This window comes from Variovorax sp. MPBD4-3, assembly GCF_058809745.1.
Map to the genome: position 1 here is coordinate 1 of NZ_JBXASW010000097.1, position 14,176 is coordinate 14,176.

At 69.8% G+C, this 14,176-nt stretch carries 13 protein-coding genes; 10 read left to right on the forward strand and 3 right to left on the reverse strand.

The window, feature by feature from the left end:
* Together AC1RVW_RS29590 and AC1RVW_RS29595 are read left to right on the forward strand one after the other, a co-directional pair.
* Positions 1 to 924 (forward strand): ATP-binding cassette domain-containing protein (locus AC1RVW_RS29590; RefSeq protein WP_493204254.1); only part of this gene is annotated, 924 nt, incomplete at its 5' end.
* 3 nt (positions 925 to 927) lie between these two features.
* A complete protein-coding gene (locus AC1RVW_RS29595) occupies positions 928 to 1,767 on the forward strand; it encodes an ABC transporter permease (RefSeq protein WP_493204255.1) in 840 nt (279 codons plus the stop codon).
* A 7-nt stretch (positions 1,768 to 1,774) separates the two neighbouring features.
* On the opposite strand, the gene AC1RVW_RS29600 is transcribed toward AC1RVW_RS29595, so the two are convergent.
* Positions 1,775 to 3,376 carry a glycosyltransferase family 39 protein gene (locus tag AC1RVW_RS29600; RefSeq protein WP_493204257.1) on the reverse strand — a complete coding sequence of 534 codons (1,602 nt, stop codon included), beginning with the start codon at positions 3,374 to 3,376 and terminating at the stop codon, positions 1,775 to 1,777.
* A 112-nt stretch (positions 3,377 to 3,488) separates the two neighbouring features.
* On the opposite strand from AC1RVW_RS29600, the gene AC1RVW_RS29605 reads away from it, so the two are divergent.
* Positions 3,489 to 3,944, forward strand: coding sequence for a MarR family winged helix-turn-helix transcriptional regulator (locus AC1RVW_RS29605; protein WP_106936538.1), 456 nt, complete (start codon positions 3,489 to 3,491; stop codon positions 3,942 to 3,944).
* Between the two features lie 97 nt (positions 3,945 to 4,041).
* Positions 4,042 to 4,467 (forward strand): organic hydroperoxide resistance protein, encoded by a 426-nt coding sequence (locus AC1RVW_RS29610; RefSeq protein ID WP_019657755.1) that lies wholly within the window; start codon positions 4,042 to 4,044, stop codon positions 4,465 to 4,467.
* A gap of 70 nt (positions 4,468 to 4,537) precedes the next feature.
* Here the strand turns inward: AC1RVW_RS29610 and AC1RVW_RS29615 are convergent, their stop codons facing one another.
* Positions 4,538 to 5,431, reverse strand: coding sequence for a LysR substrate-binding domain-containing protein (locus tag AC1RVW_RS29615; RefSeq protein WP_493204260.1), 894 nt, complete (start codon positions 5,429 to 5,431; stop codon positions 4,538 to 4,540).
* Positions 5,432 to 5,601: 170 nt separating this feature from the next.
* On the opposite strand from AC1RVW_RS29615, the gene AC1RVW_RS29620 reads away from it, so the two are divergent.
* The 4 genes from AC1RVW_RS29620 to AC1RVW_RS29635 all read left to right on the forward strand — a co-directional run bounded on the left by AC1RVW_RS29620 (position 5,602) and on the right by AC1RVW_RS29635 (position 10,356).
* Positions 5,602 to 6,591: a Bug family tripartite tricarboxylate transporter substrate binding protein gene (locus AC1RVW_RS29620; RefSeq protein WP_493204262.1), complete on the forward strand. Its 990-nt coding sequence runs from the start codon at positions 5,602 to 5,604 to the stop codon at positions 6,589 to 6,591.
* A gap of 10 nt (positions 6,592 to 6,601) precedes the next feature.
* Positions 6,602 to 8,041 carry an N-acyl-D-amino-acid deacylase family protein gene (locus AC1RVW_RS29625; RefSeq protein WP_493204271.1) on the forward strand — a complete coding sequence of 480 codons (1,440 nt, stop codon included), beginning with the start codon at positions 6,602 to 6,604 and terminating at the stop codon, positions 8,039 to 8,041.
* 131 nt (positions 8,042 to 8,172) lie between these two features.
* Positions 8,173 to 9,288 carry a DUF2855 family protein gene (locus AC1RVW_RS29630; protein ID WP_493204264.1) on the forward strand — a complete coding sequence of 372 codons (1,116 nt, stop codon included), beginning with the start codon at positions 8,173 to 8,175 and terminating at the stop codon, positions 9,286 to 9,288.
* Positions 9,289 to 9,321: 33 nt separating this feature from the next.
* Entirely contained in the window at positions 9,322 to 10,356 is a 1,035-nt protein-coding gene (locus AC1RVW_RS29635; RefSeq protein ID WP_493204266.1) for a serine/threonine protein kinase, read from the forward strand.
* On the opposite strand, the gene AC1RVW_RS29640 is transcribed toward AC1RVW_RS29635, so the two are convergent.
* Positions 10,347 to 11,246: a LysR family transcriptional regulator gene (locus AC1RVW_RS29640; RefSeq protein WP_493204267.1), complete on the reverse strand. Its 900-nt coding sequence runs from the start codon at positions 11,244 to 11,246 to the stop codon at positions 10,347 to 10,349. The two genes, AC1RVW_RS29635 and AC1RVW_RS29640, sit on opposite strands and share 10 nt — an antisense overlap.
* A 101-nt stretch (positions 11,247 to 11,347) precedes the next feature.
* On the opposite strand from AC1RVW_RS29640, the gene AC1RVW_RS29645 reads away from it, so the two are divergent.
* Both AC1RVW_RS29645 and AC1RVW_RS29650 read left to right on the forward strand, forming a co-directional pair.
* Positions 11,348 to 13,057 carry an acyl-CoA dehydrogenase family protein gene (locus tag AC1RVW_RS29645; RefSeq protein WP_493204269.1) on the forward strand — a complete coding sequence of 570 codons (1,710 nt, stop codon included), beginning with the start codon at positions 11,348 to 11,350 and terminating at the stop codon, positions 13,055 to 13,057.
* Between the two features lie 43 nt (positions 13,058 to 13,100).
* Positions 13,101 to 14,078 (forward strand): Bug family tripartite tricarboxylate transporter substrate binding protein, encoded by a 978-nt coding sequence (locus tag AC1RVW_RS29650; protein ID WP_081267517.1) that lies wholly within the window; start codon positions 13,101 to 13,103, stop codon positions 14,076 to 14,078.
* Positions 14,079 to 14,176: the final 98 nt, after the last annotated feature.

A 14,176-nucleotide genomic window follows, 5' to 3' on the forward strand; every position in this document is an offset into this window, starting at 1 on the left:
CCCCCGCCCCTCTTCCAGGTCAGCCGGCTGCGCAAGCGCTATGGCGAGACCACGGTCGTCGACGACCTGTCGTTCGAGATCGCGCCCGGCGAATGCCTGGGCGTGATCGGCCCGAACGGCGCCGGCAAGACCACCACCATCCGCATGTGCCTGGGCCTCACCGCACCCGACGGCGGCGAGATATCCGCGCTGGGCCTGCAGATGCCGCGCGACGCGCTGGCCATCAAGGCGCAGCTGGGCGTGGTGTCGCAGTTCGACACGCTCGACCCCGACTTCAGCTGCGCCGAGAACCTGGTGGTGTACGGCCGCTACTTCGGCTTCGGCAAGGCGCAGGTGCGCGAGCGCGTGCCTCAACTGCTGGAGTTTGCGGCGCTGTCGCACAAGGCCGATGCCAAGCCGGGCGAACTGTCGGGCGGCATGCGCAGGCGGCTGTCGCTGGCGCGCGCGCTGGTCAACGACCCCAAGCTGCTGCTGCTCGACGAGCCCACCACCGGGCTCGACCCGCAGGCGCGCCACCTGATGTGGGAGCGGCTGCAGGTGCTGCTGCAGCAGGGCAAGTCGATCTTGCTGACCACGCACTTCATGGACGAGGCCGAGCGCCTGTGCTCGCGCCTGCTGGTGCTCGACCACGGCCGCAAGATCGCCGAGGGCCGCCCGCGCGACCTGATCGCCGAGCACCTGGAGCCCGACGTGGTCGAGGTGTACGGCAACGGCGCGCTGTCGCTGGCCGAGTCGGCCGAACTGAAGGCGATGGCCGCGCGCGTGGAAGTGAGCGGCGAGACGGTGTTCTTCTACACGCAGGACGCGCGGCGGCTGCTCGACGCCTTGACGCGGCACGGCGGGCTGCGCACCTTTCACCGGCCGGCGAACCTGGAGGACCTGTTCCTCAAGCTCACCGGCCGCCAGATTCGCGAGGACGGCTAGGCCATGGACACGGCAACCACCACAACGACAAAAACGAACGCGCCCGCTTCGCCCTCGGTCTGGCGCGCACCCGAAATCTCGCTGCGCTGGTGGCCGGTGTTCCTGCGCAACCTGCTGGTGTGGCGCAAGCTGGCCATTCCCAGCCTGATCGGCAACATCGCCGAGCCGCTGATCTGGCTGGTGGCGTTCGGCTACGGCATGGGCGCGCTGGTGGGGCAGGTGGCGGTCGACGGCGTGAAGGTGCCGTACATCCTGTTCCTGGCGAGCGGGTCGATCTGCATGAGCGCGATGAACGCGGCGAGCTTCGAGGCGCTGTACTCGGCGTTCTCGCGCATGCATGTGCAGAAGACCTGGGACGGCATAATGAACGCGCCGGTCGGGCTCGACGACATCGTGCTGGCGGAGATGCTGTGGGCGGCGTTCAAGTCGATCTTCACGGTCACGGCCATCCTGTTCGTGATGCTCGGGCTGGGCATCAGCCACAGCCCGAAGCTCGTCGTCGCGTGGATGGTGCTGGTGGGCGCGGGCATCACCTTCTCGTCGATCGCGCTGATCTTCAACGCGCTGGCCAAGGGCTACGACTTCTTCACCTACTACTTCACGCTGTTCATGACGCCGATGATGTTCCTGAGCGGCGTGTTCTTTCCGCTCGAACAGCTGCCCTCCGCGGTCAAGGCCGTGGCGGCCTGGCTGCCGCTGACGAATGCGGTGGCGCTGGTGCGGCCGCTGTTCATGGACCAGTGGCCGGCAGGCTGGTGGGTGCATGCGGCGGTGCTGGCGGTGTACGCGGTCGTCTCCTTCTGGATCGCGCTGGCGCTGACGCGCAAGCGGTTCAGGGGCTGAGGCCGCGCTACTTCTTCGCATCCGCCGCGCAGTTCTTCGCTGCGCGCTCTCCCTGCGGCAGCACGATGCCCCAGCGCATGCGCAGCCTGTTGTGCTCGTCGGTTCCGGCCCACGGAATGTCCAGCGTGCCGCGGCAGTCGGCCAGGGCCAGCCGGGGTTGGAGCAGCGCGCCTTCGGAGCGGAACTCGTGCGTGTCGAGGATCAGCACCATGCCGCCTTCGCGCGCCAGCGTGCCTGGAGGCAGCCACGGCGAATTGCGCTCGTCGCCGTCGATCAGCAACTGCGTCGACGGGTCCATCCTCAGCGCCACCGCGCCCGCGAACCAGGTGTCGCCCACCAGCAGCGTGAGCGGGCGGTCGCCGACGCGGTCGCGCCAGATGTCACGAACTGCGTCCGCGACTTCCTGCGCCGGCAGGTTGGCACGCGTGATGTAGCCGAGGCGCTTGCTCAGCACGCCGTCGACCCAGGCCTGGCCGAGCGCGCCGGCCACATGCAGCACCGCCACCGTGACGATCACGCCGCGCCACCGGCGGCGGCTCCAGCGCTCCGCCTCGAGGCCGGGCAGCACGGCCACGGCCCACAGCGCAGCCGGCAGGAAGAAGGTGCCGAGCCACGAGGGAACCAGCGGAACCTTCAGCAGCACCGCCGCGGGAAACACGAGGCACATGGGCCCCAGCGTGGCCCAGGCCAGGAAGCGCCGGTCGAACGCGTTCAGCCCCGGCGCGGCGTCCGATGAGGGCGCGGGCGCCACGGCAGCCCGGGTGAACCAGGCCCAGCCGATCAGCAGCAGCATCGGCAACAGGCGGGATACCTGCACCAGGAACACATGCACCAGGTGGCGAAAGCCGTGCCCGTGCGTGCCCGGATGGACGGAATGGCGCGCATAGTCGATGCTGCGGCCGGAGTGCTCCAGCACCCACCACAGGTGCGGCGCCATCAGCACCAGCGCGACGCCGGCCGCCAGCAGCAGGCCGCGCCGCACATGCGCATCGCGCCACAGGCCCTGCCGCACGATGAAGGCCGCGCCCACCGCGAACTGCACCACCGCGCTGTACTTGGTGAGCATCGACAGCGCCGCGAAGACGCCCAGCCAGGCCCAGTCACGCAGCTTCGACGACGAAGGCGCGTGCAGCACGCGCCACAGCATCCACCAGTAGCCGGCCAGCGGCAGCAGTTGCACGGTGTTGTGGTTGTAGATGACCGCGCGCTGCACGTGGTAGGCCACCAGCGAGCCGAGCAGCACGGCCAGCGCCGCGCGCGCCGGGTGGACCATTTCGAGCGACCAGCGCCACACCAGGCAGAGCGCGCCCACGCCGCAGCCGACACCGGCCGCGTAGGTCAGCCAGGGCTGGCGCCCGCCCAGCAGCATCAGGGCGCCCATCAGCCAGCTCGGCAGCGGCGGATGCTTGTAGTAGCTCCATTCGAAGCTGCTGCCCCAGAACAGCTCCTCGACGTTGTCCCAGGGCGGGGTCGGATAGAACCAGCTGAAGGACAGGGTCCACAGCAGCAGCATCGCCACCAGGGCCCACAGGATGTTGCGCTGCAGGGCAGGAGGCGGGACGGCCAGGGGCGTGACGTTTCCTGTCGAGGGAATCGGGGAGAGTCGCATACGGGGTCGGGCGAAACGGGAGGCGGGATGAAAACCAAAGTCCCAAGTGTGGCACGACGTTTACCTTAACTTTACATTGCACACAATTCAATTGCTCGCTACAATTCGACCCATGCGCTCCACACCCGTCTCCGCCGACGAAATGCTCAAGCTGGACAACCAGCTGTGCTTTGCCGTGTATTCCGCCTCGCTGGCCATGACCCGGCTCTACAAGCCGGTGCTGGAAAAGCTGCAGCTCACCTACCCGCAATACCTCGTGATGCTCTCGCTCTGGGAGCAGGACGGCCCCACGGTCTCCGCGCTGGGCGACCGCCTGTCGCTCGACTCCGGCACGCTCACCCCGCTGCTCAAGCGCCTGGAAGCCAACGGCTACGTGACCCGCGTGCGCGACGTGGCCGACGAGCGCCGGGTGCACATCACGCTGACGGCCGTCGGCCGCAAGCTCAAGACCCGCGCAGCCGACGTGCCCGAGTGCCTGATGGCCGCTGCCCAGTGCTCGGTGCCCGAGCTGGTTTCGCTCACCCAGCAGATCCAGGCGCTGCGCGACCGCATCAGGAAAGCCGCCTGACGCAGCGCCCGTTTTTGTTCTCCGTTTCTCCCTGCCGAGGCTGCTTGCGGCCGAGGCTTTTCCACCCTCCCTCCACTCCATCATCAAAGGAATCACCATGACCACCAAGCTCGACAAAGTGCTCTACACCGCAGAAGCCCACACGGTCGGCGGCCGTGACGGCGCAGGCAAGTCCAGCGACGGCGCCATCGACGTCAAGCTGAGCTCGCCCGGTTCCGGCAAGCCCGGCACCAACCCCGAACAGCTGTTCGCGGTCGGCTACGCCGCCTGCTTCATCGGCGCCATGAAGGCCGTCGGCCCGAAGATCGGCGTGAAGGTGCCGGAAGACGTCGCCATCGACTCCAGCGTTTCCCTCGGCCCGACGAACGGCGGCGCCGCCTACGGCATCGCCGTGAAGCTGGCGATCACGCTGCCCGGCCTGGATGCCGAAGCCAAGCAGAAGCTGGTCGATACGGCTCACCAGGTCTGCCCGTACTCGAACGCCACGCGTGGCAACATCGACGTCGAACTGACCATCGCCTGAGCTCCAGCGCAGCTGGCGCGCTCGGCGCGCTCGCAATTGAAGGCGGCACCGGCCACGGTGCCGCCTTTTTTCATGCGCCTGCCTGGGCGAGCAGCCACGCCTTGAAGACCTGCAGCGACTGCATGCGCGCCGACTCTTCCGGGTACACGAGGTAGTAGCCCTTGGCGTAGCGGTGCGCGTGGCGGCTCAGGCGCTTCAACCGCCCGGAGGCCACCATGTCCTCGCCCATGTAGGGCGGCAGCAGCGCCACGCCCATGCCGGCGACAGCCGCGTTGAGCGCCATCGACATGATCTCGTAGCGCGGCCCCTCGCGCGGCGCCGCATCGGCGATGCCCTCGCGGCGAAACCATTCGTCCCAGCCGTCGGGCAGCGTGTGATGGTGGATGAGCGCCGAGCGCGGCGTGCCGGCATCGACCGTCTTGCCGTGCACCTTGACCCACGACGGCGAAGCGTAGGGCGACAGCACCAGCGGCAGCACGAACTCGCTGTGCAGCCCGGCGCGCTGGCCGTCGCTGAACTCGAGCGACGCATCGACCGGCGTGGTGCGGAAGTCGACCTGGCCCACGCGCGTGCCCAGGTTCAGTGTGATCTCGCCGTGCGCGCGGGTGAAGGCCGGCAGCCGCGGAATGAGCCAGTAGCTGCCGACCGACGCGCCCACCGACAGCGACAGTTCGCCGCCGCGCCCCTTCAGGGCCATGACGGTGGCGGTGGCGCGCTCCAGCCGGCGCAGCAAGGGCGCCACCTCGCCCAGGTAGTACGTCCCCGCCTCGGTCAGCGCGAGCGCCTCGCGGTGGCGCGTGAACAGCCGCACGCCGAGCCGATCCTCGAGCGTCTGCACCTGGCGGCTCACCGCGCCCTGTGTGAGCCGCAGCTCGTGCGCGGCGGCGGTGAACGAGCGCAGCCGCGCGCTGGCCTCCAGGCACAGCAGCGACATCGTCGAAGGGGCACGGATGTTGGTGTTCATGAGGAAAGCGCTCTTTCGGTGCATGCCGCTGTGGGCGTTTGCCAGTGCAGCACCGCAAAAGTGCATGCGAAAACCTCATGCTAGACGCAGCAAACATGGTTTGTCCACGGCGAGCGCGCCGCGCAACATCGCGGCCATTCCTTGATGGCTTCGAAGATGAAAGGCTTTCCATGACACCGCAGATTCCCACCCGCCGCGCGCTGTTGCGGCTGGCCTCGGCCACCGCGCTGGCGGCCCTGCCTCTGGCGTCCCGCGCGGGCGACTGGCCCGAGCGCGCGGTGCGCCTGGTCGTGCCCTCGGCCGCGGGCGGCTCGCCGGACGCGGTCTGCCGCCTGCTGGCCAACGAGCTGTCGAAGTCGCTGGGCCAGGCGATCGTCATCGACAACAAGCCGGGCGCCAGCGGCAACATCGGCATGGCCGACGTGACGCGCGCCGCGCCCGACGGCTACACGCTGGGCTACGGCAACGTGGGCACGCTGGCCATCAACAAGGCGCTGTTCTCGAAGCTCCCCTACGACCCCGACCGCCAGCTGGTGCCCGTCGCGCTGCTGGGCTACGTGCAGAACGCGCTGGTGGTGCGCAAGGACCTGGGCGTGCACAGCGTGGCCGAACTGGTCGCGCTGGCGAAGGCCCGCCCCGGCAAGCTCACCATGGCCTCGGCCGGCAACGGCACCACCGGCCACCTGAGCGGCGAACTGTTCAAGACCCTGACGGGCACGTCCATCGCGCACGTGCCCTACCGCGGCAGCCCCCAGGCCATCCAGGACCTGATGGGCGGCCAGGTGGACCTGATGTTCGACAACCTGAGTTCGATCGCGCCACACATCCAGGCCGGGCGGCTCGCGGTGCTGGCCGTCACGGGCGCGCAGCGCAGCGCCCTGTTTCCGGCCATTCCCACCGTGGCCGAGTCGGGCGTGCCGGGCTACGACGTGGTGGCCTGGGGCGGCATCGTCGCGCCCGCGAGGACACCCCCCGCCGTAGTCGAGCGGCTGAACGCGGCCGTCAACGCCATCCTCGCCACGCCGGCCATGCGCGAGAGGTACGCGGCCATCGGCTTCGAAACGCTCACCGGACCGCCGCAGCGGCTGTGGGAGCGCGTGGCCCGCGAAACGCCGCTGTGGGCCGACGTGGTGAAGCGCTCCGGCGCGCAGGTCGATTGAAGGCATGGCGATGCTCGACCTGGTGATCGAAGGCGGCGAGGTGATCGACGGCAGCGGCGCGCCGCGCGTGCGCGCCGACGTGGGCGTGCAACAGGGGCGCATCGTGCGCCTGGGCGAGCTGGCCGGCGTGGCGGCGCGCGAGCGCTTCGACGCGCGCGGGCGCATCGTGGCGCCGGGCTTCATCGACGTGCACACGCACGACGACCGGCTGCTGCTCGACGCGCCGCAGGGCGCCCACCCCAAGCTGTCGCAGGGCGTGACCACCGTGGTCACCGGCAACTGCGGCGTGAGCCTGGCGCCGCTGTGCTCGGCGGTCACGCCGCCCGCGCCGCTCGATCTGCTGGGCAGCGACGCCTGGCGCTTCGATCGCTTCGGCGACTACCTCGACGCGCTCGAACAGGCACGGCCCGCGCTCAATGCCGCCTGCCTGGTCGGCCATTCGACGCTGCGCGTGCGGCACATGGCGCGGCTGGACCGCGTGGCCGACGGCGACGAGACGCGGCGCATGGCGGACGACCTGGCACAGGCGCTGGACAGCGGCGCCATCGGCCTGTCGACCGGCCTCTACTACCCGCCGGCGCGCGCCGCCAGCGCGCAGGAGGTGATTGCCGTGGGCGCCGCGCTGGCCGGCGCGCGCGGCATCGTCACCATGCACATCCGCGACGAGGCCGACGCCATCGACGAGGCGCTGCGCGAGGCGCTGCACATCGGCCGCGCGCTGGGCGTGGACACGGTGCTGTCTCACCACAAGCTGGTCGGCAAGGCCAACCACGGCCGCTCGGTGCAGACGCTCTCGGCCATCGAGGAGGCCGCGCAAACACAGCGCGTGTGCTTCGACTGCTACCCCTACAACGCCTCGTCGACCATGCTGCTGCCCGGGCGCGTGGCGCAGTCCGACGACGTGCGCGTGACATGGTCGAAGGCCGACGCCAGCGCGGCCGGCCGCTCGCTGCTCGAACTGGCGCGCGAGCGCGGCCGCCCGCCCGAGCAGCTCGCCGCGGAGCTGCAGCCCGCCGGCGCGATCTACTTCGCGATGAGCGAGGACGACGTGAGCCGCATCCTCGGCCACCCGATGTCCATGGTCGGCTCCGACGGCCTGGCGCACGACACCAGCCCGCACCCGCGCCTGTGGGGCACCTTCCCGCGCGTGCTGGGCCACTACGTGCGCGAGCGCAAGCTATTCTCGCTGGAGACGGCGGTACACAAGATGACGGGCCTGAGCGCGCGCCGCTTCGGCCTGCACGAACGCGGCCTGCTGGCAAGCGGCCACCATGCCGACATCGTGGTGTTCGACGCGCAGCGTGTGGCCGACCGCGCCACCTTCGACCACCCCACCGAGCCCAGCGCGGGCATCGACGCGGTGTTCGTCAACGGCCGGCTCGCCTGCCGCGAGGGCCGCACGGCCGACGTGCATGCGGGCCGCGTGCTGCGGCACGGGCGCTCGGACTGAGCGGAAGAGCGCCAGAGCGGCAGGGCAGGCACGGCATGTCTCGCGCGCGACGCCAAAACGCCGCGCGCGATGGCGCCTTTCATGGCGCTTGGCTAAGGTCGCGGGCACGATCCACTGCCGGAGCTTCGCCCATGAGCACCACCAGCCTTCTCATCCGCAAAGACCAGCTCGCGACCACGCGGCTGCACACCGCCACCGACGCGCCACTGGCCGACGGCCAAGTGCGCGTGCGCATCGACAGCTTCGCGCTCACGTCGAACAACATCACCTATGCCGCCTTCGGCGACGCGATGAGCTACTGGCAGTTCTACCCGACCGGCGAAGAAGGCTGGGGCAGCATCCCGGTGTGGGGCTTCGCGAGCGTGGTGCAGTCGCTGCACCCGGGCGTGGCGGTGGGCGAGCGGCTCTACGGCTACTGGCCGATGGCCACCGGCGCGGTGCTGAGCCCCGGGCGGCTGTCGCCCGAGCGCTTCACCGACACGGCGGCGCACCGCGCCGAGCTGCCCGCCGTCTACAACCAGTATTTCCGCTGCGCGCGCGACCCGCTCTACACCGCCGATTCGGAAGACACGCAGTCGCTGCTGCGCCCGCTGTTCATCACCTCGTGGCTGATCGACGACTTCATGGGCGACAACGATTTCTTCGGCGCAAAGACCATGCTGCTATCCAGCGCGTCGAGCAAGACGGCCTACGGCACCGCGTTCCAGCTGCACCGGCGCGAAGGCATCGAGGTGATCGGCCTGACTTCGCCGGCCAACGTGGCCTTCTGCGAAAGCCTGGGCTGCTACGACCGCGTCGTGACCTACGAGGCGCTCGACACCATCGCGGCCGACACGCCTTGCGTGTACATCGACTTCGCGGGTAACGGCGCGCTGCGCAACGCCATCCACGGCCGGTTCACCCAACTGAAGTACAGCAGCTCCATCGGCGGCACGCACGTCGAGCAGCTCGCCGCCAAGGGCGCCGGCAAGGACCTGGCCGGCCCGCGCGCCACGCTGTTCTTCGCGCCCGCGCAGATCAAGAAGCGCACCGCCGAATGGGGCGCAGAAGAGTTCGGGCGCCGCATGGTGGCCGCCTGGCGCGACTTCATCGCCACCGCGACCGATGCGAACAAGCCCTGGCTGCGCGCCGAGCGCCACCACGGCGGCGAGGCGGTGCAGGCCGCTTACGCGCAGGTGCTGGCCGGCAAGGGCGACCCGCGCGCGGGCCATGTCCTTTCTCTTTACAAACAACCCGGCGACGCCTGACCCCTGGAGCGCGCGTGTGGCGACAATGGCCGCATGACTCCTTCTTCCGCGGCGCCCGCGAACACACATCCTTACGAGTGCCTCACGCCCGACGTGGTGCTCGACGCGCTCGCGACGCTCGGCCTGCACGGCGACGGCCGGCTCACCGGCCTGAATTCCTATGAGAACCGGGTCTACCAGGTCTACCTGGAAGACCGCTCCGCGGTCGTCGTCAAGTTCTACCGCCCCGGGCGCTGGAGCGAGGCCGAGATCCTCGAAGAGCATGGCTTCTCGCTCGAACTGGCCGCCGGCGAAGTGCCCGCCGTGCCGCCCCTGGCCTTCGACGGCAAGACCCTGCACCACCACGCCGGCTTCGCTTTCAGCGTGAGCCCGTACCGCGGAGGGCGCGCGCCCGAGCTCGACGACTTCGAGGTGCTCGAATGGGTCGGCCGCTTCCTCGCGCGCATCCACACCGTGGGCAGCGCGAAGCCCTTCGAGGCCCGCCCCGCGCTCGACCTGCAGACCTTCGGCCTGGACTCGCGCGACTGGCTGCTGGAGAACGACAAGATCCCGCTGGACGTGCAGCGCGACTGGGAAAAGGCCTGCAACGACGCGCTGGACATGGTCCGCGCCACCGCGCTGGCGCTGCAGCCGCCGGCCTCCGACTTCAAGCCGCGCAAGCTGCGCCTGCACGGCGACGTGCACCCCGGCAACATTCTGTGGACGCCTACCGACCGCCCCGGCGGCGGCCCGCACTTCGTCGACCTCGACGACGCGCGCACCGGCTTCGCGGTGCAGGACCTGTGGATGCTGCTGTCGGGCGACCGCGCCCAGCGCACCGCGCAGCTGTCGGGCCTGCTCGACGGCTACGAGCAGTTCCGCGAATTCGACCGGCGCGAGCTGGCGCTGATCGAGCCCCTGCGCACCCTGCGGCTCATCCACTACAGCGCATGGCTGGCGCGGCGCTGGGAAGACCCGATCTTCCCGATCAACTTTCCGTGGTTCGGCTCCAGCGACTACTGGAAGGGCCAGATCCTCGTGCTGGAAGACCAGTGCGAGCAAATGGCCGAGGAGCCCCTCTACGCCTGACTCTGATCGGCGGCAATGCTGTCCGCCACGCCCTGCAGCAGGCGCTCGACCAGCACGTTGGCCGGTCCGTTGCGCCAGATGCCATAGGCCTCCGACTGCGCCACCGCGCGGTCGAGCGGCCTGAACACCGCGCCGCGCAAGGCTGAATTGCGCATCGCCTGCGGCACCAGCGCCACGCCCAGCCCCTGCGACACCAGCGAGACAACGGCCAGCCAGTGGCGCACTTCATGCCGCACCTCGGGCAGGAAGCCGGCGTCGGCGCAGATCGACAGGATGCGCTCGTGATAGTCGGGCGAGGCCTCGCGCGAGAACAGCACGAAGGGCTGCGCGCGCAGGTCGGCCGGCGCCAGCACCCGCTTGCGCGCGAGCGCATGCCCCGCCGGCAGGCAGGCCACGAAGGGCTCCGACAGCAGCAGCCGGTGCTGCAGTTCGAGCGGCACGCGCCGCGTGTGGGCAAAGCCCAGGTCGAGCCGGTCGTTCAGCAGCTCGGTGATCTGGACGCCGGAATTGAGTTCGCTCAGGGTGATGCGCACCGCCGGGTGCTTCGCCTGGAAAGCCCGCAGCGCCTGCGGCAGTCCCCGGTACAGCATCGCGCCGACGAAACCGATGCGCAGCCGCCCCGCCGAACCCAGCGCCACGTCGCGCGCCTCCGCGGCCGCCTCTCCCGCCTGCAGCAGCACGCGCCGCGCCGACACCCGCAGCGCCTCGCCGGCCGGCGTGAGCCGCACTTCCTTGCTGTTGCGCTCGAAGAGCCGCGCGCCCACCGTGTCCTCGAGCTGGCGGATCGCCACCGACAGCGGCGGCTGCGAGATCGACAGGCGCCGCGCCGCCCGGCCGAAGTGCAGTTCTTCGGCGAGCACGGAGAAGTAGCGCAGGTGCCGCAGTTCCATGGATAGTCAGATCGAATCGAACAAGACCAAATCGATATTAGACACGGATCGTCGCGGCTCCAACAATGCGCCAAACCAAAGGACCCATGGAGACAAAGCGCATGTCCGCAGAGCAAGCCCATCCCATTCCCGACCGCCACGGCCAGAACCTGTTCACCACCGACGCCGAGCTGCACGCGCTGCTCGCGCTCTACCTGCCCGAAGACCTGCGCCGGCACATGCAGCCGCACTTCGAGCGCCTGGGCGGCCTCGCGGGCGGCCTGCTCGACGAACTGGCCGGCGCCGCCGACCGCAACCCGCCCGTGCTGAAGCAGCGCACCCGCACCGGGCTGGACGACCAGAAGATCCTCAAGCACCCCGCGTACGTCGAGATGGAACGCCTGGCGCTCGCCGAGTTCGGCCTGGCCGCCATCTCGCACCGCGACGAGACGCTGGGCTGGCAGGGCAAGATGCCGCCGCTCGTCAAATACGTGCTGACCTACCTGTTCGTGCAGGCCGAGTTCGGCCTGTGCTGCCCGGTGTCGATGACCGATTCGCTCACGCGCACGCTCAAGAAGTTCGGCCACCCTGAGCTGGTCGCCACGTTTCTGCCGCGCCTGACCTCGCTCGACTTCGACGAACTCGCGCAGGGCGCGATGTTCATGACCGAGCAGGCCGCCGGCTCCGACATCGCCGCCACCGCCACGCTGGCCCACTATCAGGAAGCCGACGGCAGCTGGCGCCTGAGCGGCGACAAGTGGTTCTGCTCCAACCCCGACGCCGATTTCGCGATGGTGCTGGCGCGCGCCGACGACGAATCGGGCGGCCAGCCCGGCATGAAGGGCGTGTCGCTGTTCCTGCTGCCGCGCCGGCTGGACGACGGCAGCCTCAACCACTACCGCATCATCCGGCTGAAGGACAAGCTGGGCACGCGCTCGATGGCCAGCGGCGAGATCCGCCTCGAAGGCGCGGTCGCGTACCTCGTGGGCGAGGCCGGCCGCGGCTTCGTGCAGATGGCCGACATGGTCAACAACTCGCGCCTGTCGAACGGCGTGCGCGCCGCCGGCCTGATGCGCCGTGCGGTGGCCGAGGCCGAGTTCATCGCTTCCGAGCGCCGCGCCTTCGGCCGCACGCTCGATCAGATGCCGCTGATGCAGCGCCAGCTCGACAAGCTGCGCCTGCCGGCCGAGCAGGCCCGCACGATGGTGTGCCAGACCGCTCTGGCGCTCGCCCGCTCCGACGCCGGCGAGCGCGACGCCTATGCGCTGCTGCGCATCCTCACGCCGCTCATCAAGTTCCGCGCCTGCCGCGATGCGCGCAAGGTGACGGGCGATGCAATGGAAGTGCGCGGCGGCTGCGGCTACATCGAGGAATGGAGCGATGCGCGCCTGGTGCGCGACGCGCACCTGGGCTCGATCTGGGAAGGCACGAGCAACATCGTGGCGCTCGACGTGATCCGCGCGGTCAAGCGCGAAGGCTCGCTGCCCGTGCTGCGCGCGCACTGCCGCAAGCTGCTCGACGACGCGGCGCTGGCCCCGGCTTTCGCCAAGGCCCTGCGCGACGCGCTGGACCGCGCCGCCGCGCTGGCCGAGACCGCCGCGCGCGAAGGCGGCGACGTGCTCGCGCGCCAGGCGGCATCGGCGCTCTACCACTGCACCAGCGCCATCGCGATGGCCTGGGAGGCCGCGCACGGCGGCTCCGCGCCGCGCCTGCGCTGGGCGCAGCTGGTGCTGCTGCACCGCGTGCTGCCGCGCGACCCGCTCTCGCCCGATGCGATGCCCGCCGACTGGAACGGCGCCCCCGCCGCACGCACCGCGCAGGCCGTCGCCTGACCCTGCTTTCCCAGCTCATCACACAAGAACCGGAGACATCCCTTTGAAACGCTTCATCTTCCTGCTGACCGCATGCGCCACGCTCGTGGCCGCCGTGCCCGCCGCGCATGCGGCCGACGCCTTTCCCGCCAAGCCCTTGACGCTGGTCGTGCCCTTCCCGCCCGGCGGCCCGACCGACGCGATGGCGCGCACGCTCGCCGCCGAGATGAAGGACCGCCTCGGCCAGCCGATGATCGTGGAGAACCGGGCGGGCGCGGGCGGCAACATCGGCGCCGAATACGTGGCGCGCGCCGAGGCCGACGGCCACACGCTGATGTTCGGCACCTCGGGCCCGCTGGCCATCAACAAGAGCCTGTACCGCAAGATCAACTACGACCCGGTGAAGAGCTTCGCGCCGGTGATCCAGGTCGGCTACCTGCCCAACATCCTGGTGGTGAACCCCGCCCTGCCGGTGAAGACCGTGCCGGAGCTCGTGGCCTACGCCAAGGCCAACCCCGGCAAGCTGAGCTATGCGTCGTCGGGCAACGGTGCGTCGTCGCACCTGGCGGGCGTGCTCTTCAACTCGGTGGCGGGCACCGACCTGCAGCACATTCCGTACAAGGGCACGGGGCCGGCGCTCAATGATTTGCTGGGCAACCAGGTGAGCATGACGTTCACCGACATCCTCACCGCGCTGCCTTATGTGAAGGCGGGCAAGCTGCGCGCGCTGGGCGTGGCCACGTCGGCGCGCTCGCAGGCGCTGCCCGACGTGCCGACGATCGCGGAGCAGGGCTACAAGGGTTATGACGTGAGCGTGTTCTTCGGCATCGTCGCGCCGGCCGGCACGCCCGCGGACCGCGTGGCCAAGCTGAATCATGCGTTTGCCGAGGTGCTCAACTCACCCAAGGTGAAGCAGATGTTCTCTGCCCAAGGCCTGGAAGCATCGGCCGACACATCGCCACAGAAGCTGGGGCAGTTCATCGCTGCGGAGTCGGTCAAGTGGAAGGACGTGGTTCAAAAGTCCGGGGCGCAGCTGGACTGAATGCAGTCATTCAGGGCGCGATCACGCCGACGGGGTACCTTGCTCCGCGAATGTCCCCCGGCCTTCGGCCTCCTCCTTTATTTCGCTGCGCAAGGCAC

Coding starts and splice junctions, on each gene's coding strand:
- AC1RVW_RS29595 (WP_493204255.1), top strand. CDS start 928: ATGGACACGGCAACCACCACAACGACAAAAACGAACGCGCCCGCTTCG.
- AC1RVW_RS29600 (WP_493204257.1), bottom strand. CDS start 3,376: ATGCGACTCTCCCCGATTCCCTCGACAGGAAACGTCACGCCCCTGGCC.
- AC1RVW_RS29605 (WP_106936538.1), top strand. CDS start 3,489: ATGCGCTCCACACCCGTCTCCGCCGACGAAATGCTCAAGCTGGACAAC.
- AC1RVW_RS29610 (WP_019657755.1), top strand. CDS start 4,042: ATGACCACCAAGCTCGACAAAGTGCTCTACACCGCAGAAGCCCACACG.
- AC1RVW_RS29615 (WP_493204260.1), bottom strand. CDS start 5,431: ATGAACACCAACATCCGTGCCCCTTCGACGATGTCGCTGCTGTGCCTG.
- AC1RVW_RS29620 (WP_493204262.1), top strand. CDS start 5,602: ATGACACCGCAGATTCCCACCCGCCGCGCGCTGTTGCGGCTGGCCTCG.
- AC1RVW_RS29625 (WP_493204271.1), top strand. CDS start 6,602: ATGCTCGACCTGGTGATCGAAGGCGGCGAGGTGATCGACGGCAGCGGC.
- AC1RVW_RS29630 (WP_493204264.1), top strand. CDS start 8,173: ATGAGCACCACCAGCCTTCTCATCCGCAAAGACCAGCTCGCGACCACG.
- AC1RVW_RS29635 (WP_493204266.1), top strand. CDS start 9,322: ATGACTCCTTCTTCCGCGGCGCCCGCGAACACACATCCTTACGAGTGC.
- AC1RVW_RS29640 (WP_493204267.1), bottom strand. CDS start 11,246: ATGGAACTGCGGCACCTGCGCTACTTCTCCGTGCTCGCCGAAGAACTG.
- AC1RVW_RS29645 (WP_493204269.1), top strand. CDS start 11,348: ATGTCCGCAGAGCAAGCCCATCCCATTCCCGACCGCCACGGCCAGAAC.